General features: G+C 44.8%; 26 protein-coding genes and 1 other RNA gene. 6 read left to right on the top strand and 21 right to left on the bottom strand.

Going from position 1 to position 25,284, the window contains the following annotated elements; genetic code table 11:
- Positions 1-5: 5 nt before the first annotated feature.
- The 4 genes from J1C81_RS02750 to J1C81_RS02735 form a co-directional block, all read right to left on the bottom strand.
- Entirely contained in the window at positions 6-1,160 is a 1,155-nt protein-coding gene (locus tag J1C81_RS02750; RefSeq protein ID WP_002916292.1) for a THUMP domain-containing class I SAM-dependent RNA methyltransferase, read from the bottom strand.
- Between the two features lie 285 nt (positions 1,161-1,445).
- Positions 1,446-1,813: RNase P RNA component class B (gene rnpB / locus J1C81_RS02745), an RNA gene on the bottom strand.
- Between the two features lie 21 nt (positions 1,814-1,834).
- Positions 1,835-2,197 (bottom strand): cell division regulator GpsB, encoded by a 363-nt coding sequence (gpsB, locus tag J1C81_RS02740; RefSeq protein ID WP_023917285.1) that lies wholly within the window; start codon positions 2,195-2,197, stop codon positions 1,835-1,837.
- A gap of 71 nt (positions 2,198-2,268) precedes the next feature.
- Entirely contained in the window at positions 2,269-2,790 is a 522-nt protein-coding gene (locus J1C81_RS02735) for a DUF1273 domain-containing protein (protein WP_002916296.1), read from the bottom strand.
- Between the two features lie 67 nt (positions 2,791-2,857).
- Between J1C81_RS02735 and recU the strand changes: the two genes are divergently transcribed.
- Together recU and pbp1a are read left to right on the top strand one after the other, a co-directional pair.
- On the top strand, positions 2,858-3,460 hold the full coding sequence (recU, locus tag J1C81_RS02730; RefSeq protein ID WP_002911298.1) for a Holliday junction resolvase RecU: 603 nt from the start codon (positions 2,858-2,860) through the stop codon (positions 3,458-3,460).
- Positions 3,453-5,591, top strand: coding sequence for a penicillin-binding protein PBP1A (gene pbp1a / locus J1C81_RS02725; RefSeq protein ID WP_002916302.1), 2,139 nt, complete (start codon positions 3,453-3,455; stop codon positions 5,589-5,591). The genes recU and pbp1a overlap by 8 nt, the downstream gene beginning before the upstream one ends.
- Before the next feature lie 77 nt (positions 5,592-5,668).
- Here the strand turns inward: pbp1a and pepC are convergent, their stop codons facing one another.
- The 13 genes from pepC to rsmH form a co-directional block, all read right to left on the bottom strand.
- Positions 5,669-7,003 carry an aminopeptidase C gene (gene pepC / locus J1C81_RS02720; RefSeq protein ID WP_032909873.1) on the bottom strand — a complete coding sequence of 445 codons (1,335 nt, stop codon included), beginning with the start codon at positions 7,001-7,003 and terminating at the stop codon, positions 5,669-5,671.
- Positions 7,004-7,090: 87 nt separating this feature from the next.
- Positions 7,091-7,642 (bottom strand): GNAT family N-acetyltransferase, encoded by a 552-nt coding sequence (locus J1C81_RS02715; RefSeq protein ID WP_002916304.1) that lies wholly within the window; start codon positions 7,640-7,642, stop codon positions 7,091-7,093.
- Positions 7,643-7,689: 47 nt separating this feature from the next.
- The gene (nadE, locus tag J1C81_RS02710; protein WP_002916305.1) at positions 7,690-8,514 is read right to left on the bottom strand and encodes an ammonia-dependent NAD(+) synthetase; all 825 of its coding nucleotides are present in this window, start codon (positions 8,512-8,514) and stop codon (positions 7,690-7,692) included.
- A complete protein-coding gene (locus tag J1C81_RS02705) occupies positions 8,511-9,971 on the bottom strand; it encodes a nicotinate phosphoribosyltransferase (protein ID WP_002916306.1) in 1,461 nt (486 codons plus the stop codon). The genes nadE and J1C81_RS02705 overlap by 4 nt, the downstream gene beginning before the upstream one ends.
- Before the next feature lie 107 nt (positions 9,972-10,078).
- Positions 10,079-10,993: a thioredoxin-disulfide reductase gene (trxB, locus tag J1C81_RS02700; protein ID WP_002916307.1), complete on the bottom strand. Its 915-nt coding sequence runs from the start codon at positions 10,991-10,993 to the stop codon at positions 10,079-10,081.
- 65 nt (positions 10,994-11,058) lie between these two features.
- Complete coding sequence (locus J1C81_RS02695; RefSeq protein ID WP_002893522.1) at positions 11,059-11,283, bottom strand: DUF4059 family protein; 225 nt, start codon at positions 11,281-11,283, stop codon at positions 11,059-11,061.
- Positions 11,284-11,453: 170 nt separating this feature from the next.
- Positions 11,454-12,197, bottom strand: coding sequence for an amino acid ABC transporter ATP-binding protein (locus J1C81_RS02690; RefSeq protein ID WP_002893523.1), 744 nt, complete (start codon positions 12,195-12,197; stop codon positions 11,454-11,456).
- The gene (locus tag J1C81_RS02685; protein ID WP_032909874.1) at positions 12,197-13,006 is read right to left on the bottom strand and encodes an amino acid ABC transporter permease; all 810 of its coding nucleotides are present in this window, start codon (positions 13,004-13,006) and stop codon (positions 12,197-12,199) included. Before J1C81_RS02685 ends, J1C81_RS02690 begins: the two co-directional genes overlap by 1 nt.
- A gap of 246 nt (positions 13,007-13,252) precedes the next feature.
- Positions 13,253-14,596, bottom strand: coding sequence for a DEAD/DEAH box helicase (locus J1C81_RS02680; RefSeq protein WP_002916311.1), 1,344 nt, complete (start codon positions 14,594-14,596; stop codon positions 13,253-13,255).
- 104 nt (positions 14,597-14,700) lie between these two features.
- Positions 14,701-15,684: a phospho-N-acetylmuramoyl-pentapeptide-transferase gene (mraY, locus tag J1C81_RS02675; RefSeq protein ID WP_002911286.1), complete on the bottom strand. Its 984-nt coding sequence runs from the start codon at positions 15,682-15,684 to the stop codon at positions 14,701-14,703.
- Between the two features lies 1 nt (position 15,685).
- Positions 15,686-17,974, bottom strand: coding sequence for a penicillin-binding protein PBP2X (gene pbp2X, locus J1C81_RS02670; RefSeq protein WP_002916314.1), 2,289 nt, complete (start codon positions 17,972-17,974; stop codon positions 15,686-15,688).
- A complete protein-coding gene (ftsL, locus tag J1C81_RS02665) occupies positions 17,964-18,287 on the bottom strand; it encodes a cell division protein FtsL (RefSeq protein ID WP_002893529.1) in 324 nt (107 codons plus the stop codon). The genes pbp2X and ftsL overlap by 11 nt, the downstream gene beginning before the upstream one ends.
- A 7-nt stretch (positions 18,288-18,294) precedes the next feature.
- Positions 18,295-19,245: a 16S rRNA (cytosine(1402)-N(4))-methyltransferase RsmH gene (gene rsmH / locus J1C81_RS02660; protein ID WP_002916316.1), complete on the bottom strand. Its 951-nt coding sequence runs from the start codon at positions 19,243-19,245 to the stop codon at positions 18,295-18,297.
- 200 nt (positions 19,246-19,445) lie between these two features.
- Between rsmH and J1C81_RS02655 the strand changes: the two genes are divergently transcribed.
- The 4 genes from J1C81_RS02655 to J1C81_RS02640 are packed head-to-tail and all read left to right on the top strand — an operon-like array spanning position 19,446 to position 20,986.
- Positions 19,446-19,661 carry a helix-turn-helix transcriptional regulator gene (locus tag J1C81_RS02655; RefSeq protein WP_002916318.1) on the top strand — a complete coding sequence of 72 codons (216 nt, stop codon included), beginning with the start codon at positions 19,446-19,448 and terminating at the stop codon, positions 19,659-19,661.
- 47 nt (positions 19,662-19,708) lie between these two features.
- Complete coding sequence (locus J1C81_RS02650; protein ID WP_002916320.1) at positions 19,709-20,239, top strand: DUF3278 domain-containing protein; 531 nt, start codon at positions 19,709-19,711, stop codon at positions 20,237-20,239.
- Positions 20,240-20,270: 31 nt separating this feature from the next.
- Positions 20,271-20,813, top strand: coding sequence for a DUF3278 domain-containing protein (locus tag J1C81_RS02645; RefSeq protein ID WP_002916325.1), 543 nt, complete (start codon positions 20,271-20,273; stop codon positions 20,811-20,813).
- Complete coding sequence (locus tag J1C81_RS02640) at positions 20,810-20,986, top strand: hypothetical protein (protein ID WP_002901317.1); 177 nt, start codon at positions 20,810-20,812, stop codon at positions 20,984-20,986. The genes J1C81_RS02645 and J1C81_RS02640 overlap by 4 nt, the downstream gene beginning before the upstream one ends.
- Positions 20,987-21,043: 57 nt before the next feature.
- Here J1C81_RS02640 and J1C81_RS02635 read toward each other — a convergent pair whose 3' ends face one another.
- The 4 genes from J1C81_RS02635 to J1C81_RS02620 form a co-directional block, all read right to left on the bottom strand.
- A complete protein-coding gene (locus J1C81_RS02635) occupies positions 21,044-21,301 on the bottom strand; it encodes a DUF896 family protein (protein WP_002916326.1) in 258 nt (85 codons plus the stop codon).
- Between the two features lie 20 nt (positions 21,302-21,321).
- Entirely contained in the window at positions 21,322-23,361 is a 2,040-nt protein-coding gene (glyS, locus tag J1C81_RS02630; protein ID WP_002916327.1) for a glycine--tRNA ligase subunit beta, read from the bottom strand.
- Between the two features lie 2 nt (positions 23,362-23,363).
- Entirely contained in the window at positions 23,364-24,281 is a 918-nt protein-coding gene (gene glyQ / locus J1C81_RS02625) for a glycine--tRNA ligase subunit alpha (RefSeq protein ID WP_002916329.1), read from the bottom strand.
- A 199-nt stretch (positions 24,282-24,480) separates the two neighbouring features.
- Positions 24,481-25,242: a hypothetical protein gene (locus J1C81_RS02620; RefSeq protein ID WP_002916331.1), complete on the bottom strand. Its 762-nt coding sequence runs from the start codon at positions 25,240-25,242 to the stop codon at positions 24,481-24,483.
- Positions 25,243-25,284 lie beyond the last annotated feature (42 nt).

The raw sequence follows: 25,284 nt of genomic DNA, 5'->3' as shown, positions 1-25,284 counted from the left end.
CCTTTCTAATCTAACTGACGTTTGACCCGTTGGCCAAAATACTGATATAAATCAACTTTTAAAGTACCATTATAAAGTTTGCGTTTTTTATCGGCCTGGCAGCCATATTTGCTTTCAAAAGCTTCATCGCTAGTCAGGATAAACTTGCTCCAGGTTTTGAGCGGAGCAAAGGTTTCTCCCATCTCCTGATAAAGACGAGTCACAGCCTCATCATCTAGGAGGCGCTCCCCGTACGGCGGATTAGAGATAATCACACCATTAATCTTATCTGTATGCAAATCCTGCAGTCGCATCTGCTTAAAGTGAATCTGCTCTGCTACTCCTGCTTGCTCAGCGTTTTTTCGAGCTAGCTCTATCATACGGCCATCGATATCCGATCCAGAAATATCCAGCTGGATGGTCTGATCAATCTGACTGAGTGCAGTCGAGCGAGCCTGAGCTACCAGGTCTTTATCCACCCAATTCCAGTCTTCAAAGGCAAAGGAACGATGAAGTCCTGGTGCCATCTTCATCCCTATCATGGCTGCCTCGATACAAAAAGTACCAGAGCCGCAAGTCGGATCAATCAAAGGCTTATCTGGATACCAATTGGACAGGAGTAAAATGGCTGCTGCCATATTTTCCTTGATCGGTGCACCGCCCTTATCTGCCCGATAGCCACGTTTGAAGAGGCTAGATCCTGTCGTATCAATCATGACTGTCACAACATCTTTTAAGATAGAAACCTCTATCCTAAACTCAGCTCCATTTTCCTGCAGGGGCACCCCTTCTGGACGTGCATAATGCTTCTGCAGCTTCTTGACAACTGCCTTTTTAGAAATAGCCTGAACACTAGGCTCATTGTGAAGTTTTGACTTGACGCATTTAGCCTTGGCAATAGGAAATTTAGCTCCTAGCGGTATATAATTCTCCCAATCCAGAGCAAAAACTCCCTGAAAGAGCTCTTCAAAAGTCTTAGCTGGAAAACTGCCAACTACAATCTTAATCCGATCGGCCGCGCGCAGCCAGAGATTGGTTTGAATAATGGTACTGACATCACCCTCGAAGCGAACCCGGCCATTTTCGACCTGACAATCAAGTCCCAGCTCTCTGATTTCACGGCCGACGACAGCTTCTAGCCCTGCCGCTGCGGTCGCAATTAAATTAAATTTTTCTTTCATCTTGGCTTTTTAAATGGATTCCAATCTATACAAACAAAGGGAGTGAGACAAAAATCGTGATTTCGTCACATCGATTTTCCTCACTCTCCCTTTTTAAATTTTGGGCTGAGAAGGTTTCGCTGCCATTTATCAGCCAGCTCAGCACTTGAAATGTCCATCAGACAAATGAAGCAACAGCTAGTTGAACTTGGCAGAGAATAGAGCGCTCAGCCACTCTCTTGCTATTCTATTATAAAATTTAAAGAGGACAGGACTTGACGTCCCAGCCTCAGCCTATATGCAATTTTCTGTAAGCCATGTTTTGTTCCGGAAATGACTAGGTACCATTTCCTTCGATAATCATCTGTCTACTGTTTCCAGTCAGAGTGCTATGTTCGCTTCCACGCACTCCATGCCCCGACCAAAGTTTGGGTTGCTAGCTTGAGGGGTTTACCGCGTTCCACTTCTTCTGTTTCCAGAAGAACTACGTCACTGTGGCACTTTCAGACCTAATCAGACATATCCAAAGACTTAGCCCTTTCAGTCGCCGTAACGGAAAAATCCGTCCCTAGGCTTATTTCTTCGCCTAGCACAAACACTACCGGCATCACAGCCAGTGCTAGCATGGACTTTCCTCATGAAAATCTAAAATTTCCACGCGATTATCCAAAAATTGCACTGTTCTATAAGAACCATTATTCACGATCCAGAATTTGTTTTCCGAATACTTCCTTTTCAAGACGGTTCAAGCGCTTCAAGATATCAAAATTAGTCGCAGAAGTCATCTGAGGGAAGCTTTCTGCAGTTGACTGAGTCGCTTGTGTTGATTGGACAGGCTGAGTCGGCTGAACCGGTGCTTTTTCAACCGGCTTCGCAGCTAACTCTTCCTTGAGACGGCGATTTTCCTCACGCAGCTCCTTTACCAAGGCTGCGTAAGTCTCATAATCCTTGATAATATCATCCAAAAACTCATCCACTTCGGACTTACTATAGCCGCGTACTTCGCGCTTAAAATCCTGATCAAAAATATCTTTTGCTGTAAAAATAATACTTGCCATCTTCTCTCTCCAATCTAGTTTATCATATTCAATTATAAACAAAATGCCTAATAAAAATCAAGATTTATCATCTAATTTCCCGAAAAATTTTCGGCCACTTCATTCAAGTCATCAAATGTTAATTTTTTGATAAAATATTGTTCTTGTTTTTTCATTTCTTGGTAAAGATATTTCAGTTTTGTCTCCTGTTCTTCATCATAAAAGAGGTAGGCTCCGTCTGTATTTTGAATGACGAATTGATTGTAATCACGAAACTGACTAGGATTTTGGTAGGTCGGATAAGCATACTTGACGAAATCGGTCTGCTTAAAAGCAGCTAATTTTGCGGCTTCGTTCCAATTTTCACCTTGATTCTCAAAGAGAAAGATGGTTGCCGTCTGAAATTCATAGTCTTTTTTCAATTCATTAGCTAAATCCAAAACCCAAGACTCGAAGCCCAGATTGCCCATAAAAACCAGCCAATCTACTCCATCTTCCAAAAAACGGATTAAGTCCCTCTTAGCGGCTTCTTTTATGATATTTATTCTCATATCTTTTTCCGTCGAAATGCCGATTTCAAAGGCTTTGTAGCCTGTTATTAGTAGACTAGTCATTTATTCTCCCTTAAAAAAGTTTTTTGTGGTATAATAGAGTGATGCTATTGTACCAATAAGGAGTTTTATGGTCAACTATCCGCATAAGCTAAAGGCAAAAAGCAGTATCAACAGGCCTGTTCCCGGCATGATTAACTTTGCCAATCGTGGGATGTCTTTTGAAAAGATGATCAACGAATCCAACAGCTACTATCTAAGTAGAGGACTCGCTGTCATCCATAAAAAGCCTACCCCCATTCAGATTGTCAAGGTTGATTATCCGCACCGTAGCCGAGCCAAGATTGTTGAGGCTTACTTTCGGCAAGCTTCCACAACAGACTATTCTGGCGTCTATAAGGGCCATTATATTGACTTTGAAGCCAAGGAAACCCGACAGAAAAAATCGATGCCCATGAAAAATTTTCATTCGCATCAGATTGAGCACATGGAGGCTGTCCTTGAGCAAAAGGGCATCTGCTTTGTCTTACTGCATTTTTCCAGCTTAAGGGAGACTTACCTGCTTCCAGCTTCTTATTTAATTGAGTTTTACAAGATTGACAAGGGAGGGAAGTCCATGCCTTTGACCTACATTCAAGAGCATGGTTATCCGATTGAAATGCAGCAGCTTCCCAGCATCCCTTATCTTGAAATTATCGAACAAAAACTACTAGGTGGTATTATAAATGAATAAACAAACTCTTATGCAGGCTTTGAAATATCTTGCAAGTGCACTTATAACCCTGCTTATGATTGGATTCGTGATTGGCTGTTTGGTATTTACCTACTATGCGGTCAAGGCTCCTAAGCTTTCTGAAAAAGACCTGATCGCGACCACATCCAGTAAAATTTTTGACAGCAATAACAATTTGATTGCGGACCTAGGCGCTGAAAAGCGGGTCAATGCTGAAACAAGTGAAATACCTACGGATTTGGTTAACGCCATTGTCGCCATCGAAGACCATCGCTTCTTCAACCACCGTGGGGTAGACTTTATTCGGATTGCAGGTGCCCTTGTTAGCAACATCCGCGGAGGTCGCCAAGGGGGATCAACTCTGACCCAGCAATTGATTAAGCTTTCCTATTTCTCAACCTCTTCTTCGGACGCGACCCTTTCACGTAAAATCCAAGAAGCTTGGCTGGCCGCTCAGCTTGAGCGTAAAGCAACCAAGCAGCAAATCTTGACCTATTATGTCAACAAAGTCTACATGTCTAACAGTAACTACGGTATGCAGACAGCAGCCCGAAGCTACTATGGCAAGGACCTAAAAGACTTGAGCTTACACCAAACAGCTCTACTGGCAGGTATGCCTCAGGCACCTAACCAATATGACCCTTACACTCACCCAGAGGCTGCGACCAACCGTCGTAATCTGGTACTTCGTGAGATGCATGATCTCAAGTACATCACAGATGAGCAGTATGAGCAAGCCAAGAATACCCCTGTAACCGACGGACTTCAAAGCTTGAAAGCTTCCACTAGCTATCCTGCTTACATGGACAATTATCTTAAGGAAGTAATTGAGCAAGTAGAAGAAGAAACTGGCTACAATGTCCTGACAACTGGTATGGAAGTCTATACAAATGTCAACACTGATGCCCAAAAGAAACTCTGGGATATTTACAACACAGGAGACTATGTAGCTTATCCAGATGACGAAATGCAGGTTGCGTCCACTGTTATGGATGTGCAAACTGGTAAAGTCATTGCCCAGCTCGGTTCTCGTAACCAATCTACCAACGTATCCTTTGGTACCAACCAAGCTGTTGAAACCAACCGCGACTTCGGTTCAACAATGAAGCCAATCACCGATTATGCTCCAGCTCTTGAAAATGAAGTCTATACTTCAACTGCTGCTCCTATCACGGATGCTCCATATAACTTCCCGTATTCCAGCACACCAGTCTATAACTGGGATAAGAAATACTACGGCGGGATGACGATTCAATACGCTATTCAGGAATCCCGGAACGTTCCTGCCGTGAAAACGCTGGAAGCCGTTGGTCTGGATGAGTCTCTCAAGTTCCTAAATCGTATTGGGATTAACTATCCTGAAATGTTTTATGTTAATGCCTTTTCAAGTAACACCAGCAAATCCGGCAACGAGTACGGAGCCAGCAGTGAAAAAATGGCTGCTGCCTATGCTGCTTTTGCCAATGGCGGTACTTACTACAAACCTCAGTATGTCAATCGCGTCGTCTTCAGTGACGGAACGGAGAAGACCTTCTCCAACAATGGTTCCAAGGCTATGAAGGAAACGACAGCCTACATGATGACCGATATGATGAAAACAGTCTTGCAGTCTGGTACAGGTACAAACGCTGCTATTTCTGGGGTTTATCAGGCTGGTAAGACTGGAACCTCCAACTATGCTGACGATGAATTAGCTAAGCTGACCAAGCCTTATTACTACTCTAGCATTGTCACACCAGACGAGCTCTTCGTTGGTTACACGCCTAAGTATTCAATGGCTGTTTGGACCGGCTACTCAAACCGTCTGACACCAATCCTTGATGATGGAGTTAAGGTTGCGACAGATGTCTACCGCGAAATGATGCTTTATCTAGCTCAAGATGGCTCTGCCTCAGAAGATTGGGAAATGCCAGATGGTCTCTACCGCAGTGGCTCCTATGTCTACCTCAACAGTGGTACTGGCTATAACCGTTACTACAATAACCAGCAGTACTATAACTATTCTAGCTATAGCAGTTACAGTACAGAAGCTAGCTCTGACACATCAGCTTCCAGTGAGCATTCTGGTGATTCAAACAATAACTCTTCTAGCCACAATGACTCCTCTTCCGGTAACGGTGGAGATGACTAGAGTGACGAAGATTAAAATACAAACTAAAAGAGTAAGAATGAAAAATTCTTACTCTTTTCTTATTCTCTCATCAAAGCTTACTTTGCCAAAGCACCCATGGGATCCCACGGAGCTAGGACAAGAGGCTCTGCTTTATAAGCAGCTAATTCTGCTGCTGTCAGAAACTCCTTTCGTACCACGATTTGATAGGTATACTCGTCCATCCAAGCGTCAGAGGCTACGAAATAGCCCTTGTTACCAACCTTTTCGCCCCAGGAGTTTTCGACCTTCCATTTCTTAGCCTTGCCATTTTCATCCAAGTCCACTCCTGTCAAGACCATGGCGTGGGTCATGAGGCTTTCGCTATAGTCCAAGCGGCCAGCCTTATCCTGAGTTAGTCGAATATCCATGCTAGCAGTGAAATCGTGCATCCCCTCAGCCATAACACCGGCCTTACGATTGCTAGACTGAGCAACATCTGAGCCAAACCAAACGGTCTCGCCAGCCTTCATTTGCGCAATTGCCAGCTCTTTTAGTCGATCCATTTCAACATTCAAATAACGGACTGGCTTGCTGCCAACGACATTGCCCAACATCTCAACCGTATAGGACCGACCATAAGGCTTGTCTGCAGTCGGTGCATTGATGATAGAGACATAGTCATCTAGCTTAAGATCGACATATTTTTGATAGAAAGTCAGAGGTGTCAATCCGCTCTCACTGTGGAAATGATTGTCCTTATCTCGATAAGAAAAGTCAAACTGGCGAGGCGGCAAGCCTAAATTCATAGCTAGGAAGTTAAAGACTTCCTGGAGAAGTTCTTCTTTCTTAGCCTGAAGTTCAGCTGATTCTGCCCCTTTCGCTGCTAATTCTCGCAAAATCTGCGCATCCTGACGCAGGAGCTTATTGAGAATCTGATTGAGCTCACGGCTGTTGCTAGAAGAAATTGACTCTGGATAAACAGACTTAGGCACGACGCCGTATTTCTCAAAAAGAGAAACAACCATATCCCATTGACCGCCATCCTGTTGAGGCGTGTCTAAGAGAAACTTAACCTTGCGGCTGGTCAATCCTTGGTCAGCTGTCGCAATCACCTGCTCCAAGAACCAGTTGGATTTTTCATATTTATCCCAAAAGAAGGTATGGGCTTGAGATAGCTCAAAATCCTCCAGTTGGAAACCAGCAATCATCTTGTGGCGGAAGGTATTAAGAGCTGCAAACATCCAACAGCGTCCTGAAGCTTTCTGGTCACTGACCTTGTCCTTAGTGAGATCCAGTGAAAAGATAGGTGTATTTTCCACAGCAGCGCTTCGCTTCTCTAAGGAAGCCAAAAGACCATTGTGACTGATAGCATTTTCCATCGCTGCAAACTTGGGATTGGCCTCATAAGCAGCATACAACTTATCTGTAAAATCATGTTCTAACGAATTCATAGAATCCTCCTTGTCATTATACATCTATTATAGAACTTTAAAAAAGGAGTGCAAGCAAAAAGGCTAGACAAAAGAGTCCTAGCCTTTTTATAAATCGGATCTTAGGATTCCATAGACGGAAAAATCTTTGACTTGTCCTTTATGAAATACAGCCTGACGGAAAGTGCCTTCGTAGCTCATTCCAGCTTTGGCCATAACACGCCCCGAAGCTGGATTGGCTGTTACAAATCTTGCTGTGACACGATTGAATCCTGCGTCTTGCAAGAGGTAGTTCAAAACAGCTTTCAAAGCTTCTGTCATCAGCCCCTGCCCCCAGTAGTCTTTACTTAAAATATAACCGACCTCGCAAGCATTGACCGTATCATCTCTATAAACCACACTGATATCACCAAGCACTTGTTCAGGATTTTCCTTCAGGCAGATGGCCCACTTGTAAAAATCCATGTTTTGATAATTCTCAACCCAGCGAGCAATGGATCGTTTGGTGATTTCAGGACTCTCGTGAGCATCCCAGGTCACGTGCAACAAATTATCTGGACGAGAAGCCCAGTTGTCATACATAGCTTGAGCATCCGATTCCAGAAAAGGTCTTAGTAAAAGACGTTTGGTTTCAATGGACTGTGTACCTATCTTTTTCATAGCTGCCTCGTTTCTTAGCTCGGACTAAAAAGATTCGATAGAGATTTTCACTTCCAAAATTCATCAAAAACTGTAATCGGCAAATGGCGTTTGTGCTGGCCTTTATGCCACCAAGACTCGATAGTTTCTTGGGCTTGGGCTGAAACGGACTTGCCTTCGAGGTAGTCGTCAATTTCATTATAGGTCACGCCCAGAGCGACTTCATCCGCAATCCCAGGTTTTTCTTCTTCCAAGTCAGCTGTCGGTACCTTTTCATAGAGGACCGGATCTGCTCCTAAGACAGCTAAAAGCCGCTTACCTTGACGCTTATTGAGACGGTAAAGTGGTAAGATATCTGCTCCGCCATCCCCAAACTTGGTGAAAAAGGCGGTGACATTTTCTGCCGCATGATCCGTCCCAATGACAGCCCCACTGTATGAACCAGCCAAAGCATACTGGGCAATCATACGGCTGCGGGCCTTGATATTGCCCTTGTTAAAATCAGAGACTTTGGCACCCGTTGCCTCTACAGCCCTTGTCATAGCATCAGCAGATTCCTTGATATTGACTGTTAGACTGACATCAGGCTGGATAAAAGCCAGAGCCTTTTGCGCATCATCTTCATCCGCTTGAACACCGTAAGGCAAACGAACAGCGATAAAGCGATAGCCATCATCGCCAGTCTCAGCCCGCATTTCCTCTACAGCCAGCTGAGCCAAGCGGCCAGCCAAGGTTGAATCCTGACCACCAGAAATACCCAGGACATAACTTTTCAAAAAAGGGTGCTTTCTCAAATAGGCCTTGAGAAAGTCCACCGACTTGCGGATTTCTTCCTCCGGGTCAATGATTGGTTTGACGCCCAGTTGAGCGATGATTTCCTCTTGTAGACTCATTTTTCTGCTCCTGTCTGGTAGGCTTTCTTGCGCATCTGGTCAATCAAGTCCATCTTATCCTGCCAAATATCTCTAGCCAGGTCAACTGGATAATCCTGTGGATTGAGAACTCGTTTGTACTCGTCCCAAAGTTTATCAAATTCCTCACGGGCATAGGCTTGAATCTCAGTTAAGGTCGGCTGATTATAGACTAAATTTCCTTCTTGGAAAATATAGACCAAAAGCGGTACAGCATCAAAATTTTTGACTTTTTTATTGATGTAGGTATAGGTCGGATGGAACATTTCCAGCTCTTCCAAACCATTGACATCAAGGCCATCATAGGTAATGTAGTCTCCCTCGGACTTCCCTTTTTCGCGACTGGTAATGCGCCACACCTGCTTCTTACCTGGAGTAGAAACTTTTTCAGCATTATTGGACAGCTTGATGGTATTGCGCAATTCTCCATTCTCATCTGCAATAGCAACAATCTTATAAACTGCTCCTAAAGCCGGCTGGTCGTAGGCTGTAATGAGCTTAGTTCCCACGCCCCAGACATCTATCTTGGCCTTTTGCATTTTCAAGTTGAGAATGGTATTTTCATCCAGATCATTGGAAGCATAAATCTTAGCATCAAGAAAGCCAGCTTCATCTAATTGCTGCCGAACTTTCTTAGAAATATAGGCAAGGTCTCCCGAATCAATACGGACACCCAGAAACTTAATCTTGTCTCCTAGCTCACGAGCCACCCGAATGGCTGCCGGAACACCTAGACGCAATGTATCATAGGTATCTACTAAGAAAACACAGTTATGATGAGTCTCAGCGTAAGCTTTAAAGGCTTCATAATCATTACCATAGACTTGAACGAGAGCATGAGCATGCGTTCCCAAGACTGGAATATCAAAGAGCTTGCCAGCCCGGACATTACTGGTCCCGTTGGCTCCGCCAATCACCGCAGCCCTGGTCCCCCAAATAGCAGCGTCCATTTCCTGAGCCCGGCGCGTACCGAACTCCATCAGGGGCTCATCCTCGATGACAGAACGTATACGGGCTGCCTTGGTGGCAATAAGCGTCTGAAAATTAACGATATTGAGCAGAGCCGTCTCAACCAGCTGACACTGAGCTAGTGGACCTTCCACCTGCACGATTGGTTCATTGGCAAAAACCAAATCGCCTTCCTGAACAGACCTTACGGTCAGGCTCATCTTGAGATTCCGCAAATAATCCAGAAACTCTCCGTGATAGCCCAAGGTTTGCAAATAATCTAAATCGCTCTGGCTGAATGTCAGATTATTGAGATAGGAAATAATTCTTTCCAAGCCAGCAAAGACTGCGTAGCCGTTTTTAAAAGGATTCTTACGGAAAAAAACTTCAAAAACTGCACGCTTGTTGTGAATATTTTGCTTGAAATAAACCTGCATCATGTTGATTTGGTACAAATCAGTGTGCAGAGTTAAACTATCATCTGGGTACATCTTCTTGCTCCTTTATGCTAGATACCTTTTATTATATCATAATTCCAAAAAAGCTAAGCAAATCCAGTCAACTCACTTGAATAGACACACTTGCTTAGCTTATATTTTTATGCTTGCTCTGTAAGATATTTGTAGGCTTCCTGACTGGCAATGGCACCATCGCCAACAGCCGTCGTAATCTGGCGCAGGTCTTTCTGGCGAACATCACCAACAGCGTAAATGCCTGCTACTGACGTTTTCATTTGATGATCCGTCAGAATCCAGCCAGCCTCACCAGTGATGCCCAAGTCCGCAGCAAATTCGCTAACTGGATCTAAGCCAACATAGATAAAGATACCGCCAAACTCTGCCTGACTAACCTCACCTGTCTTGACATTCTTGAAAGTTACACCAGTCACCTTACGTTCATCACCATGGATACTTTCCACTACAGAATCCCAGACAAAGCGAATCTTTTCGTTGGTAAAGGCGCGATCCTGCAGCACTTTTTGTGCACGCAGCTCATCGCGACGGTGAACAATGGTCACACTTTTTGCAAAGCGCGTCAGGAAAATAGCTTCCTCTACCGCTGAGTCGCCTCCACCGACAACCAGCAGGTCTTCATCGCGGAAGAAGGCACCATCACAGACCGCACAGTAGGAAACGCCGCGGCTGTTGTAGTCTTCCTCACCAGGAACCCCCAGATGACGATGATTGGCACCAGAAGCAATGATGACTGTTTTAGTTTCAAAACGCTCATCTTCTGTGATGATTTCCTTAAAATCACCTCGGTCTTCAATTTTTTCTACTAGGCCAAATAAATGTTCAACACCCAGGTTCTCCAGAGGTTCAAACATTTTCTCTGCTAGCTCAGGACCGCTGATATTGGCATAGCCTGGATAGTTTTCAATGTCAGCAGTATTATTCATCTGACCACCAGGAATACCACGCTCCAGCAGGGCAACTTTTAGGTTGCTGCGGGCTGCATAGAGGGCAGCTGTCATGCCGGCAGGTCCAGCTCCAATAATAATTGTATCGTACATAACTCTTCTTTCTCCTTGTTGTAACTAGAATTATTCTAACAACTTTTCTACAGTTTTACAAGCATTTAAGCTTTTAGGACAATGAGCAGGCCCAACGTCGCAAAAGACAGGACTGGAATCGTCATAATGACAATCAGAAGGACATCATACAGATGACTCTGCCGCTCCTTGGCTGTCTTGTCCTTGCGGCGAATCATCCGCAGCCCAATCCATAAACCCGCAATGATCCCTACACCGACTGCTGTATAAAGCAGGCTCTCGATATAAAGTGCAAATATTTGATCTAACATGTCAACTCCTCAAAGGTCAATCAGCCTCATAGTGCAAAGAAAGGGAACAACTCCAAATCTAGCTGTCAGCAAAAACACCCACTAGACAAGAAAGCCTGCTCCACTGCATGCTGACACTGAAAACAAACTCAGCTGGTCTAGCCAACTGAGCCTTCACTGTCTCTATTATATCAAATATAGGTCCGTTTGTAACTAGCAAAAAATTCCTTGGTTCTTTCTTCCTTTGGATGATGGATAATCTCATCCGGTGTCCCAGACTCTATGATTTTCCCCTTGTCCAAAAAGAGTACTCTATCCGCAACCTGAGCGACAAAGGACATATCATGACTGACCAGAATCATGGTTTGGCCAGACTTGGCTGCATCAGCGATTGATTTCTCTACTTCTCCGACCAACTCGGGATCCAAGGCTGAGGTCGGCTCGTCTAGCAAAAGAACATCTGGATTCATAGCCAAAGCCCTTGCTAAGGCAACCCGCTGCTTCTGACCGCCTGACAAATGTCTAGGATAGTGATTTTCTCGGTCTGACAAGCCAACTTTTGCTAATTCTTCCTTGGCTATCTTAGTCGCTTCTTGGTCTGATAGTTTCTTAACTACCAGCAAACCTTCCTTGACATTTTCCAGAGCCGTCCGGCGGGAAAAGAGGTTAAACTGCTGAAAGACCATGGCTAGCTTGCGGCGCAGTAGCAAAATCTCATCTTTGGAAATTCTTGAAAAATCCACTTTGAAGCCGTCAATAGTAATCTTTCCGCTATCAGGCTGTTCCAGATAGTTGAGGCTGCGGAGGAAGGTTGACTTCCCAGCACCTGAAGAGCCAATTAAAGCTACCACTTCGCCTTTTTGAATGTCCAAACTGAGATCATCCAGAACCTTTTGACCTGAAAAAGTCTTACTTAAATGTGAAATATTAATCATCAGATTCCTTCTCCTTCTGCTTGCTGAAGCGATTCAAATTTATCCGGCTGTTTGATATCCATCATCTTTTCGATCCAGCGGCCAAGTTGCTCAATGAGAATATTGACTGCCCAATAAATCAGCGAAACCGAAATAAAACGCTCAAAGTAACGGTAGTCCGCCCCCGCGATAGCCTGCGCCTTGGCAAAAATTTCCACTACACCGGCACTAAAGGCCAGAGAAGTTCCCTTGGTTAAGCCAATCAGGGAATTAATCAGACTAGGTGTCGCCACTACTGCTGCATTGGGGATAATGACACGCATATAAACCTGCTTGTTGGTCATTCCTAAGCTGCGTGCAGCCTCAATTTCTCCCGGATCTACGGACAAAATTGCTGCCCGGATGGTCTCACTGGCATAAGCCGCTTCGTTGAAAGCAAAGGCAACAATCGCAAAGACAGACGCTGGAATCTCGTTGATATTAAAACTTGTGCCATACTTCTGATTGATGGCCTTGAGCAATAAAGGAATCCCAAAATAGGTCAGCATGAGCTGGACAAGCAGCGGCGTTCCTCTCAGAAAACTGACAAAGAAAGCCTGAATCGGATACAGGACTTTGACTCGATTAATCTTGACGATAGCAAAAACCATGGCAAGCAGAATACCAAAGACTGCACCACCCGCTGTCAAGAGAAGGGTGATTGGCAGATTTTGCAAAATGCCGGGAATAGCCTCAAAAACAGCCCTTAAACTAAATAATTTACCATCTGGAATAATCTTGAGGAACTCCTCATACCAACCAGTTGTCAGAAGATAAGTTGTAACTACCATCATTACTTCCTTTTCTTGATAATGAAATATTTTAACACAATTCTAGAACAAAACAAAGAATTTGCTCCGCTTTTAATGTCTTTTAGCAGTCAAAACATGAGTAGCTAGTGCAAATCTCGTGTTCCTAAATATCAAATAAGCCACACTAAGCCCAATATAAAAATAGACTAGTTTCACTAGTCTATCATATCTATCTCACAAAGACTAATATATTTTTCTTATCACAGCGATAAGAAAAGTATATCACTAAAAGGTTTGGCGCTTAGCCTTACGCTCTGCCCGGCCACGTGCACGATTCTCTGCTCGCTTGGTCTTGCGGCGCTTTTCGTTAACAGCCCACTGGATTTTTTTCTTGTAGCCTGGTTTGATTTTTTTCTTTTTCTTCTTGACCAACCCCAGCATTTCCGTATCCAGCTTCTCCCGGCTCTTTTCCCGATTGGCCCGACGGTCTCGGTCGTAGGTATCCTGGAACTCGTCATCCTTTATCATCTTGGGAATGAACTTAATCCCCATCTTTTCCAACTCCCGAATATCTGAGTCGTCACTCGGCTGGTAGAGAGTAATGGCTGTGCCGAGAAGACCATTACGGCCGGTCCGGCCTACCCGATGGACAAAGAAAGACAAGTCCTGAGGAATGGCATCGTTGATAACATGGCTGACACCTTCGATATCAATCCCCCGCGCTGCCAAGTCAGTAGCGACAATGTACTCAAAATCCAGATTCTTGACCTGATTCATGATACGCTTGCGCTCCCTCGGAGCAATATCTCCATGAATTTTAGCAACTTTAAGCCCCTGAGCTGTCAGATAGCTGTGCAGTTCATCTGCCCTCGTCTTGGTATTGACGAAAATCATAGCCAGATAAGGCTGCAGAAGCTGACTGATTTGATAAATCTGAGCATTCTTGTCTCGTCCCTTGGTTGACAAGAGCCAGTTTTCAATGGTGTCCGCAATGACCGTCTTGGTCTTAATCTGCTCAATGACTGGATTAGACAGGTATTTTTTCAAAAAAGGCTGGAGCTTCTGCGGAATGGTCGCTGAGAAAACGAGAAACTGCAGGTCTTTAGGCAACCGGCCTGCAATCTTATCAACCGTCGCCAAAAAGCCCATGTCCAGTGTCATATCTGCCTCGTCAACGACAAAGGTCTTGGCCTTGTGAATAGCCAAATCGCCTGACTCTACCAAGTCATAAATCCGACCAGGCGTTCCGATGACGATATGAGGCTGACTGGACTCTAACTTTCCAATCTGACGAGCCTTGTCTGTCCCACCGACATAGTTGGCCACCCGAATCTCTCTTTCAGAAAAACTAGCCAACTGACGAGCGGCTTGATAAATCTGCGCTGCCAGCTCCCGACTTGGGGCTGTAATAACAGCCTGCACGCTGTCTGCTTCCTCATCCAGCATTTGAAAAATCGGCAGCAAAAACGTGTGGGTCTTACCAGAGCCTGTCTTAGACTCGCCAACCAAATCTCGACCTGACAATACCACTGGAATCAGCTTCTCTTGGACCGGAGTCGCTTCAACGAAGTTCAAATCCCTGAGCGCTTCCTGAATATAATCTTTAAACTTAAATTCTGTAAATTTCATCTTGTCCTCTATTCTATTATCCTAACTATTATACCAAAAAATTGCCCATCCTGCTTACCCTCAAATCTAAGAAGCAGAAAAGCGAGTCAGAGACTCGCTTTTTGCTATAGATATAGGATAGCTAGGGTCAAAAGACTGCCCACGATACCGATTCCCCAGAAGAAGAAATCGACTTTCCACTCGCTCCACTCCTTGCCGTGGCCAGTTAGGCCACCAAGCTCAAAGTGGTGATGAACCGGGGTCATCCGGAAAATCCGCTTGCCGCCGGTCAGCTTGAAGTAGGTCACCTGCATCATGACAGAGGTTGTTTCAAATACATAGACGATACCAATCAAGAGCAGGGTCCACTCTTGGTGAAGGGAAATGGAGATAGCAGCCAACATACCTCCCAAAGCCAAGCTTCCCACATCTCCCATGAAGATTTTAGCGGGCTTGTGATTGAAGACAAAGAAGCCTAGCAAGCCACCAATCATGCTAATGATGACAATCAAAATATCAAAACGCTTCTGCTCAACAGCAATTACAGCATAGGCCACCAAGCTAATGACCACAGAAATGCTAGCCAAACCATCAATTCCATCCGTCAGATTGACAGCATTGGAGAAGCCAATCAGCCAAAAAAGGACGAAAAAGACATAGAGGAAGCCTATCTGGACAGGAACGGTGAAGATATTCAGCTGGTCACCTGCACCGTGCTGATTATAGAAGAAGTAAAAGACAACTCCACCAACCAGCTGCAGAAACAATTTCTGCTTGGGATTTAGACCTTCGTTGATCTTACGAAACACCTTAAGGAAATCATCCAAAAAGCCGACAACGCCATACAGGACCAAGATAAAAAGAATCATGATGAGGCCGTTGGACAGCTGATGCGAAAACAGACCGATAACAAAGCTGGCCAGAACAGATGTCAAGAGAAAGACAGTACCCCCCATGGTTGGTGTTCCGGCCTTGGCCTGATGCTGCTTAACATCTTCGTGCATCTGTTGGCCTGTGATACGAGCCTTATGGTAAAAACGAATAAAGGCAGGAATGCCGATGATAGTTAGGATAAAAGTTACGATTCCTGCAATAAGAGCAATAAGCATATTAGTCTCCCATTGTAATTGTTATTTTCTTGAGATTTTTCAGCGAAGTATTGGTCTTCTCGCTCAGCTTGACGACCTTGGAGCCCTCTCCTTTGAAAGTGACTTCAATGCCCTGCCACTTCGCAAAACGTTCAACATTGGCCTTGGTCCAGCCGTACATATCGGGCAGACTGTCTAAATCATCTGACAAGATCAAAATCTGCTGATTGGCCTTGAGATTTTTGCCCTCTTTGACAGATACTTTTTTAATCTTGCCACCTGTTCCCAGTACAATTGGTTGGACGAGGTTGCGGCGCAATTCATCTGCCAGACCGCCAGGACTGATTTGATGTTTCAGACCTAGTTGCTTGGTCAAATCTTCCAGTGATGGCATTTTATAGCTGGTTTCTTCAGTGACTGTTTCAAGAGCTGGAGTCGTCTCTGTCGTCAGATTAAGACTGTCTTTAAGAGCGACTGCTTCTTCCAAGACCGGATTGACCACTTCCTGCCAGAATATAGGCTGGAATTTTTCCTCAGGCTGCTGAACTGTCACATACATGATAAATTCCGGATTTTCTGCCGGCGTCATGGCAACAACTGAATAGATATAGTCGTTCTCACCCTCTAGATAACCGTTTTCAGAAGCGATCTGAGCGGTCCCCGATTTGACAGCGACATTCTGACCAGCCACTTGAATGACGGGTTCTCCACCGACATTCAGGGTTCCGTGGTAGGCGTCTGTTCCGACCTGAACCATATAATCCCGAGTGGTTTGAGCTGCTTTTTCTGAGACAGGATTTCCGATAATTTCCGTCGTAGTCTTACGAGCTGTATTGGTTTTAGGATCATGGATAGCATTGATAAACTTAGGCTCAACCATGACACCGTCATTGGCTACAGATGAGAAAGCACGCAACATCTGCACCTGGGTCACACCAATCCCTTGACCGAAAGAACTCATGGCAATCGTAACATAGTTATCACCTGGCAGGGAGCCATAGGTTTCATTGCCCATCCCAAAGCGGGTCGGCAGACCAAACTTAAACTTACTCAAGTAGTCCAGCCACTTGTCATTGCCCATCTTCTGCTCCAGAATGGTCATACCAACGTTACTGGAATAGGTAAATCCTTGGGCAAAGGTCAGGGTTTCCCCTTCTGAAATCCCCATGTTGACGTTCCAGTCCCGAATGGTCGCATCCATGACCTTGTACTCTCTGCTGTCATAGGTATCGTTAGGATTAAAGCTGCCATTATCAATCGCTGAAGCCAGGGTCATAACCTTCATAGTAGATCCAGGCTCATACTGGCCTTGATAGAGCATGGTGTTCCAGTTGCCTAGATTTTTCTCATTCAAGCCTTCCTTGGTATCTGCATTATAGGTAGGCCGTTGAGATGTGGCTAGGATTTCGCCTGTCTTAGCACTGACCAAGGTCGCATTGACAAACTTACCTTTGACTTTTTCCTGAAAGGCGTTCATCCGCGTTTCTAGGTATGTTTGCAAATCAGCCGACAGCGTTGTATAGACGTCCTTGCCGTCCTCTGCCTGTACAGAGACCTTTTCTGACCCAGGCACAACATTGCCATTCCGGTCTTTTTCGTAGGTCACAATCCCATTCTGACCAGCAAGAATCCTATCCAGAGCCTGCTCCATGCCAGAAGTCCCTTTCAGCGTCTTATTGCCTTCCTTATCCTCCTGCAGCTGGGCCAGACCGATAAACTGGGAGGCAAACACACCGTTACTATAACTGCGGTTAGGACTGGTAGTAAAGTCAATCCCTTCAATACCAGCAGCTTCAAAGGCTTCCCGCATGGCGTTCATATTACTGTAGGTAATGCCATTGCCCTGTGCCCCAAAAGAAACTTGCTTGAGATTTTTCTGCGACAGCTGGGTTTTGACGTAGTCCTTATCCAGCTCTAGATATTGATTGAAAATCTCTGCCACCTTATCGTACTGGGATTCTTCTACATAGAGAATCTTGCCGGTAGCTGACTTGTAGCTCTTGTCAATAATGGCATAGACATTATAAGTCGTAGCATCCTCTGCAATGGGAACACCATTTCGGTCATAAATCGTTCCACGCCGGGCAGCGACTGTGACCGTCTTTTGATGGACTACTTCTGCTCCCTTTGACAGATTAACACCGAACTTCTGGTCTGTCCCGATAATGATGGCAAAATTAATCAAGAAAACGAAAAAGAGAAAGATAGCTAAGATACTCATGCTCTTTCCCACTTGCCGCCGATTGTATTCAGGGGTTTGCCTATTTTTCAGGGCGTATTTTTTAATTTTTTCAAAAATTCTATTCTTCATCCGTTGAACTCACTGTTTTACGATTTCCCTTCTGGAGTTTCATATCCTGAGAGCTGGCTAGCTGGGACAGCCTTTCATAGCGGGTCAGTTCATTGACTTCCTGCTTGATGTCGGCTAGCTCTGTCTGCTCCGCTTCAATCTGTGTATTAACTTCCGTCAAATCCCGGTCCACCTGCAATAGCTTGGTCTGCATAAAGACGATGCTGACCGCTAAAATAATGGCAGTCAAAACGATAGAGCCGTAAAAAGCCTTCTCAACTCGGGAAAATTTTCTCATCTGATCTTGAAGCGGGTTTGGTCTTTTTTCTGACATTTCTTCCTCACTTGTGTATCTTACGGGCCACGCGCAGCTTGGCGGAATGAGCCCGATTATTGCTTTCTAATTCTTCTTTGCTTGGTAAAATTGGTTTGCGGCTGACCAGCTCCAGCTTAGGCTGCAGTTCATCAGGGATAAAGGGCAAGCCTTTAGGAACATCCACTGTTGATGCCTCCTTGAAAAGCTGCTTGGTCAGGCGGTCTTCCAGCGAATGAAAGGTAATGACTGCAATCCGGCCGTCTACCGCCAGCAGATCAATGGCCCGCTGAATAGACTCATCCGCTGCGCCCAATTCATCATTGACCTCAATCCGAATGGCCTGAAAAATCTGCTTGGCTGGGTGCCCTTTCTTCTTCAGCTCCTTAGCTGGCTTGGCTGACTTGATAATTTCAGCCAGTTCTGTCGTTGTTTCAATAGGCTTGACACTTCTAGCCTGCTCAATCTTGCGAGCAATCTGCTTAGAAAACTTGTCTTCGCCGTATTTAAAAAAGATTCGTACTAAATCCTGATAACTATAATGATTGACAACCTCAAAAGCTGTCAAGGCTGCCTCGCGGTTCATGCGCATATCTAAAGGCGCATCCTGTTTATAGGAAAAACCACGCTCACGCTGATCCAGCTGAGGACTGGAAACGCCTAAGTCATAACAAATCCCATCAATTTCTTCCACACCGGCTTCTTGCAAACGGCTCTTGAGGTGGCGGAAATTGTCCTTGATAAAGGTCACCATCCCCCGCTCTACATAAGGAGCCAAACGCTTTTTAGCATTGTCAATAGCCGTCTGGTCCTGATCAAAAGCATAAAGATGCCCCTCATCTCCGAGCTGGCTCAAAAGATATTCGCTGTGACCAGCACCCCCAAGGGTCGCATCAACATAGATGCCGTCAGGCTTAACCGCCAGCTGGTCAACCGTTTCATGAAGAAGAACCGTAATGTGATGAAATTCGTTTGTCATATCTTACTTATTATATCACATTCAAAAGCAAAAAAAAATTTAAAAGAAAAAGTAAGCGGATGAAATCCTTTTTAAAATTTTTTGTCAGATATACTTGACACTTTTTCCAAAAAGTATTATACTAGCATAAAATAAAAGTCAAATATAACTGACAAACTTGTTGAAAGTTATCAGTTATAGTATTAGAAAGGAAGGGTGTAATGAATCGTGTCAAAGAATTTCGAAAAGAAAAAAAGATGTCTCAGCTAGAGTTGGCCAAGTCTATCGGGGTATCGCGGCAAACTATCAATATGATTGAAAATAACAAATACAACCCCACCCTCGAGCTCTGTATCAATCTGGCTAGAGCGCTGGATACTGACCTCAACGCCCTCTTTTGGGATCCCCAGCTGACAGATGAAGATTCAGAGGACTAAGAATTCTTCCCTGTAGCAAATTTCATACCTAAAGAAAGGACTCAAACATGAAAAAAGAAACATTCTCAGACAAGATGATCAAACGATTTTACGGTATTACTGGACCTTTGGATGAGCAGAAGCGCCAACAGGCTGAGCATTTAGGAAATATAGGCTTTATCTGGCTTTTCTTGATTTTGCAAGTTGGTAATTTCCTAGCTTTCATGCTAGCCGATATCTATCCAGGCTTAGATGCACGAATTTATCCTATTATAATAGAGCTTCTTACCTTTATAATAGCTAGTGTCATTTACTTCAGGTCTGAGAAAAAGCACCTGGCAGATTTGGATTTGGAACTCATGAGTGAAAAAGAAAAGCGCAAGCTTCAATATCCTGGTCTTAAGATTGCTCTCTTCGTTGGATTGACTTTCCATCCTATCTTTAGCCTTATAGAAGCAGTCACTCTCAAGCAAGACTTTTTCACTCTCTTTTTACAAGCTGATCGAATCCTGAAAACAGCCTTGGTCGCTAGCATTTTAGGTGTTTTTATCAGCTTTTACTTCAAATCACGCAAACGTCATACTGAACAGAGCGAATAATCCCTTGACTCAAGCTAGAAAGGACTCAAACATGAAAAAAGAAACATTCTCAGACAAGATGATCAAACGATTTTACGGTATTACTGGACCTCTGGACGAGCAAAAACGCCAACAGGCTGAGCACTTAGGAAATATAGGCTTCATTTGGCTTTTCTTTATTCTGATTTTTGGCAATGCCATCGCCTTTCCCCTAGCCTTTCGCTGGCCCCAAATTATCGCTCTTGCCTATCCAATCCTGCTGGAAATCCTTATCCTCGGCTTCTGTGTCTATATAGTCATTCAAGCACGGCGCAAAGGAATTGATGGCCTAGAGCTAGGACTTCAGGATGAAAAAGAAGAAAAAGCCATGAAGCATGCTGGCCTCAAAGCAGGCTTCTCCTATTGGCTGCTCTTTTACCCTCTCTTTAGCATCATGATAGCTGTCATGGAAAAGAAAGATATCCTACAAGTTTTGCTTCAACCTAAACTTATTGTAACTGGATTAGCCGCAGGCCTTGGATTTGGACTGATCATGCATTTCATTGCCAAAGGAAAGATTCGCCAAGCACAAAAAAAGGAGGAAGAAGACCTATGAGACTCAATCTCAAAGAAAAAATGGATTTAGGGATTCTATCCCTCATTATTGCCATCGCTGCTTATTTCTTTTTCCGTATCACGGAGCCTTGGATTTTCTGGCTGGATGTAGCAATCATCGCTAGCTGCATCTATGTAGCTCTCCGCATTTTGAAAAAACATAAACAAGAATAAAAGAATCCCTCGACAGGAACTTTCTAGCTTCCTAGCGAGGGATTTTTTTATATTACTTTAAGACTCTGGGTCATCCAGACTACGGCCGTGAAGGCCTTTCTCGCGCTGAACTTGACGCAACTTCTCAGGTGTCACATCATTGCCATCCTCATCAACAATCTTGATGCCTTCGATGTGATGGCGAACAGAGCGACGGTAGCCTTCGATATACTCTTCACGAAGCTTGGCTTGTTCCACTTTTTCCTCAGCAGTTAGACCTTCTGTTTTTTTCTTCTTAGCCAGTTCATTGATACGTTCAATTTTTTTAGGATCCATGATTCTACCTCTCTTACCTTTTATTTGGTATTAATCTGATTAAACTGCGCCAGCTGTCCAGCCTTGGCCGTCAAAGAAGCTAGGAGAGCTAGGCGGTTGTTACGCACAGCCTCATCTTCTGCCATAACCATGGTATGGTCAAAGAAAGCATCGATAACTGGACTGAGGGCAAAGAGTTGGTCCAGATTGGCAGCCAAGTCAGATGTCAGCTCCACTGCTTCAATGGCAGCTGCCAAGTCTTTTTCCTCTTGATTTTCAAAGAGTGCTGAATTGATAGCTGTCTGCCCTTGGGCTTTCTCAGCAAGATTGAAGACCCGCGACAGGCTTTCCACTGCCGACTTAAAGTTGTCTTCCTGAGCTTTTTCTGCTAGAAGCGCAGCTGTTTCTACCAAATCGCGTACGACGAAATTAGTGTCTTGAAGAACAGCCGTCACGATGTCTTTCGGAATGCTGCGATCCATCATCTTCTCAACGCGGGCACGGAAGAAGTCCAGCACTGCCTCTTGATTGTCATAGCTTAAGCTATCAAACTTGAGTTCGTAAAGTCGACCAAGAAGATGAGCCAAGTCAATGTTCCAGCCAAACTTGTCCAAGATACGCACAACACCCTGAGTCGCACGGCGTAGTGCATACGGGTCATTGGAACCGCTCGGAATCAAGCCAACAGAGAAGAAGGACAGAATGGTGTCCAGCTTATCAGCCAGAGCCAAGACCGCTCCGACCTTGGTGTCAGGTAATTCGCCATCGGCTGATGTCGGCATATAGTGCTCCCGAATAGCAGCTGCCACCGCAGCATTCTCACCAGCCAGAAGAGCATACTTCTCGCCCATGATACCTTGCAGCTCATCAAACTCACCAACCATGCCAGTCAGCAAATCAAACTTATAAATAGCCGCTGCACGAGCCAAGTCAGCTGTCTCATCAGCATCCAATCCTGCTTCTTGCGCCAAGAGAGCAGCAATCTTGCCAGTCCGCTCCATGTGCTCTGCCAGAGAGCCAATCTTTTCGTGGAAGGTCACATTGCTCAGTTTTTCAACCAAGTCAGCAATAGCCAGTTTTTGGTCTTCCCGCCAGAAGAATTCCCCATCTTCCAGACGAGCCACCAAGACTTTCTCATTTCCTTTGATGACATTTTCTAAGTGCTCTGCATTTCCGTTGCGGACAGAGATAAAGTGTGGCAAAAGCTTGCCTTCAGCATCGCGCACAATAAAGTAACGTTGGTGCTCTTTCATGGAAGTTACCAGCACTTCCTCAGGCACCTCTAAATATTTGGCATCAAAATTACCTAGGAAAGCAGTTGGATATTCTACCAGATTCAACACTTCATTAAGCAGGTCTTCGTCGATCTCGATAGAAACCCCGTGCTCCTCTTCCAGTGCTCGAATCTGCTCGACAATCATATCTCCCCGCTCAAGAGGACTGGCAATGACAAACTGAGCCCGTAGGTCATCTTCATAGGAATCCGCTGAAGAAATCTCCGTCTCTTTGCCCAAGAAGCGATGTCCACGGCTAGTACGGCCGCTCTTGATGTCCAAGAAATCCAAGTCAAAGGCTTGTTCGTCTAAGAGTACAGTTAAGGTGTGGACCGGACGGATGTATTCAAAGGTGTTGTTGGCCCAGTGCATGCTGACAGGGAAGGTCAAAGCTTGCAGAACTTCCGTCACTGCTGGGATGATTTCCTCTACAGGGCGACCGATTTCTTCCTTGGTCACATAGACGTATTCCTCCCCCTTGATTTCACGGAAAGTAATGTCCTCAACCGTCAAGCCCTTGCCACGGACAAAGCCTTCGGCAGCCTTGGTGAAGTTCCCATCTGCGTCCAGAGCAATTTTCTTAGAAGGGCCTTTGAAATCTTCTGTCAGATCAGACTGCTTGTCCGCCAAGCCAACCACGCGCACCGCCAGACGGCGAGGCGTTGAGAACATTTCAATTTTCTCAAAGGTCAAACGATGGTCTGTCAGGAAGGCTCCCATCTTGTCGCGCAGCTGCTTCATGCTCGGTGTCACGACATAGGCTGGCATTTCCTCCAAGCCTAGTTCAACTAATAAATTTTTTACCATGATTATTCTCCCTCCTCTGCCAAGAGTTTCTCGCGAGTCTCTGCATCCAAAAGTGGGTAGCCTAGACGCTTGCGCTCAGCAACAAAGGTCTTGGCCACAACACGTGCTAAATTCCGAATACGGGCGATATAACCAGCCCGCTCTGTCACAGATACGGCTCCACGCGCATCCAAGAGGTTAAAGGTATGCGAGCATTTGAGAACATAGTCATAGGCCGGGTGTACCAGATGCTCGTCCAGACAGCGCTTAGCTTCCGCTTCAAACTTCTCAAAATTCCCCAAGAGCAAGTCTTGATTGCTGACCTCAAAGCTGTACTTGGAATGTTCATACTCAGGATGAGTGAAAATTTCGCCGTACTTAACGCCATCAGCCCACTCAATGTCATAGACAGAGTCCACTTCTTGGATATAAGAAGCCAGACGCTCCAGACCATAAGTCACCTCAGCAGTCACCGGATGAGTTGGTAGACCTCCGACCTGCTGGAAGTAAGTGAACTGAGTGATTTCCATACCATCCAGCCAAACTTCCCAGCCCAGACCAGCCGAGCCAGTTGACGGATTTTCCCAGTTATCCTCGACAAAGCGGATATCGTGCTCCAGCGGATTGATACCCAAGAGCTCCAAAGACTGCAAGTACAGTTCTTGGATATTGCTTGGAGAAGGCTTCATAACCACTTGAAATTGGTGGTGCTGATAAAGACGATTAGGATTTTCCCCATAACGGCCATCTGCTGGCCGGCGAGACGGCTCGACATAGGCCGCGTTCCAAGGCTCTGGCCCAATAGCTCGCAGGAAGGTATAGGGACTCATCGTTCCCGCCCCCTTCTCATTATCATAAGCCTGCATGAGCATACAACCCTGATCATTCCAGAACTGCTGTAAAGTCAAAATTATTTCTTGAAATGTTAATTTTTTAGGCATTTTTTACTCCTTTAGTTTCTTGAGATTCTTGCGAAGCGTTCAAAAGGGAACGATTATTTCTCTTTTGAAAAGCTAGTACATCGCCTAGACAAACCGCCTCATAACGGTTGTCGTTAGCCAATCGAACCTTTAGGTTCGCAATTGACTTTAGCGAGGTGAAATGTTAACTTCTTAGACATTTGTTACTCCTTTAGTTTGTTTATATCTCTTTGTCTATTATTTTCTGTTCTATGAACCAATCCAACAAGGGAAGTGTTTTATCTGTATTTGCCCAACGATGATAAGAATTAAAAACCGCTTGAACGCTGCCTAGATTTTCTACTAACTTGTCAACTGTCAAAAAACTACGCCAGTATTCGTAAAAAATACTAGCATAATTCCCTTGATAAGTCGAAGTGCCGAAATCATTCAATGAGTGCCAACCGTGCTTTTTCTGAAAGAGCTTTACGAGAGACTGATTACAAGCTTTTTCCACTCGAAATTCCTCATCTGTGAAGAAATACTTGCGACTAATATACTCAGCCATACCTTCTTCAAACCAGATATAGGCACCGTATCCATCAAAGTCATCTAAAAAATGCTCTGACCAATGAGCCAACTCATGGCCGACAATCTGCAAGAGGGAATTTCCTGACAAAGACTTATAGTGGCTTTCTATTGCTCGAGTTTGGTGAGAGGTCTCGTAATTCTCCAACTGAAGAAGATATAAATCTTTCCAAACCGTCAATTCGGGAGTCATAACCATCCGCCTATCATTTGTATAGGCTGGTACAGGAATTTCCCGAATGAACTGCGTAGCAGAATCAAAATCGGACCAAATGATGGCTTGCGGCAAGTCATAAACCGCAAACTCGTCTTTTAAAAATGTTAGATAATCCTGCAACTTTGCGGAATTCTTTGCGACGAAATCTCGAAAAGCTGCTAATTGGGTCTCGTCTTTTACAAGATAAAGGTTCTCCACGAATCTCCTTTCTTTCGAACAATAGATTCAGTACGCAAAAGA

Source organism: Streptococcus sanguinis (assembly GCF_050225395.1).
In the GTDB taxonomy this organism is placed as follows: Bacteria; Bacillota; Bacilli; order Lactobacillales; family Streptococcaceae; genus Streptococcus.
This window is presented reverse-complemented; position numbering and strand designations above follow the sequence as displayed.

Bases quoted from the DNA above. Each gene is read 5' to 3' on its own strand.
- J1C81_RS02750 (WP_002916292.1), bottom strand. From the start codon at position 1,160: ATGAAAGAAAAATTTAATTTAATTGCGACCGCAGCGGCAGGGCTAGAA.
- gpsB (WP_023917285.1), bottom strand. From the start codon at position 2,197: ATGGCAAGTATTATTTTTACAGCAAAAGATATTTTTGATCAGGATTTT.
- J1C81_RS02735 (WP_002916296.1), bottom strand. From the start codon at position 2,790: ATGACTAGTCTACTAATAACAGGCTACAAAGCCTTTGAAATCGGCATT.
- recU (WP_002911298.1), top strand. From the start codon at position 2,858: ATGGTCAACTATCCGCATAAGCTAAAGGCAAAAAGCAGTATCAACAGG.
- pbp1a (WP_002916302.1), top strand. From the start codon at position 3,453: ATGAATAAACAAACTCTTATGCAGGCTTTGAAATATCTTGCAAGTGCA.
- pepC (WP_032909873.1), bottom strand. From the start codon at position 7,003: ATGAATTCGTTAGAACATGATTTTACAGATAAGTTGTATGCTGCTTAT.
- J1C81_RS02715 (WP_002916304.1), bottom strand. From the start codon at position 7,642: ATGAAAAAGATAGGTACACAGTCCATTGAAACCAAACGTCTTTTACTA.
- nadE (WP_002916305.1), bottom strand. From the start codon at position 8,514: ATGAGTCTACAAGAGGAAATCATCGCTCAACTGGGCGTCAAACCAATC.
- J1C81_RS02705 (WP_002916306.1), bottom strand. From the start codon at position 9,971: ATGTACCCAGATGATAGTTTAACTCTGCACACTGATTTGTACCAAATC.
- trxB (WP_002916307.1), bottom strand. From the start codon at position 10,993: ATGTACGATACAATTATTATTGGAGCTGGACCTGCCGGCATGACAGCT.
- J1C81_RS02695 (WP_002893522.1), bottom strand. From the start codon at position 11,283: ATGTTAGATCAAATATTTGCACTTTATATCGAGAGCCTGCTTTATACA.
- J1C81_RS02690 (WP_002893523.1), bottom strand. From the start codon at position 12,197: ATGATTAATATTTCACATTTAAGTAAGACTTTTTCAGGTCAAAAGGTT.
- J1C81_RS02685 (WP_032909874.1), bottom strand. From the start codon at position 13,006: ATGGTAGTTACAACTTATCTTCTGACAACTGGTTGGTATGAGGAGTTC.
- J1C81_RS02680 (WP_002916311.1), bottom strand. From the start codon at position 14,596: ATGAAATTTACAGAATTTAAGTTTAAAGATTATATTCAGGAAGCGCTC.
- mraY (WP_002911286.1), bottom strand. From the start codon at position 15,684: ATGCTTATTGCTCTTATTGCAGGAATCGTAACTTTTATCCTAACTATC.
- pbp2X (WP_002916314.1), bottom strand. From the start codon at position 17,974: ATGAAGAATAGAATTTTTGAAAAAATTAAAAAATACGCCCTGAAAAAT.
- ftsL (WP_002893529.1), bottom strand. From the start codon at position 18,287: ATGTCAGAAAAAAGACCAAACCCGCTTCAAGATCAGATGAGAAAATTT.
- rsmH (WP_002916316.1), bottom strand. From the start codon at position 19,245: ATGACAAACGAATTTCATCACATTACGGTTCTTCTTCATGAAACGGTT.
- J1C81_RS02655 (WP_002916318.1), top strand. From the start codon at position 19,446: ATGAATCGTGTCAAAGAATTTCGAAAAGAAAAAAAGATGTCTCAGCTA.
- J1C81_RS02650 (WP_002916320.1), top strand. From the start codon at position 19,709: ATGAAAAAAGAAACATTCTCAGACAAGATGATCAAACGATTTTACGGT.
- J1C81_RS02645 (WP_002916325.1), top strand. From the start codon at position 20,271: ATGAAAAAAGAAACATTCTCAGACAAGATGATCAAACGATTTTACGGT.
- J1C81_RS02640 (WP_002901317.1), top strand. From the start codon at position 20,810: ATGAGACTCAATCTCAAAGAAAAAATGGATTTAGGGATTCTATCCCTC.
- J1C81_RS02635 (WP_002916326.1), bottom strand. From the start codon at position 21,301: ATGGATCCTAAAAAAATTGAACGTATCAATGAACTGGCTAAGAAGAAA.
- glyS (WP_002916327.1), bottom strand. From the start codon at position 23,361: ATGGTAAAAAATTTATTAGTTGAACTAGGCTTGGAGGAAATGCCAGCC.
- glyQ (WP_002916329.1), bottom strand. From the start codon at position 24,281: ATGCCTAAAAAATTAACATTTCAAGAAATAATTTTGACTTTACAGCAG.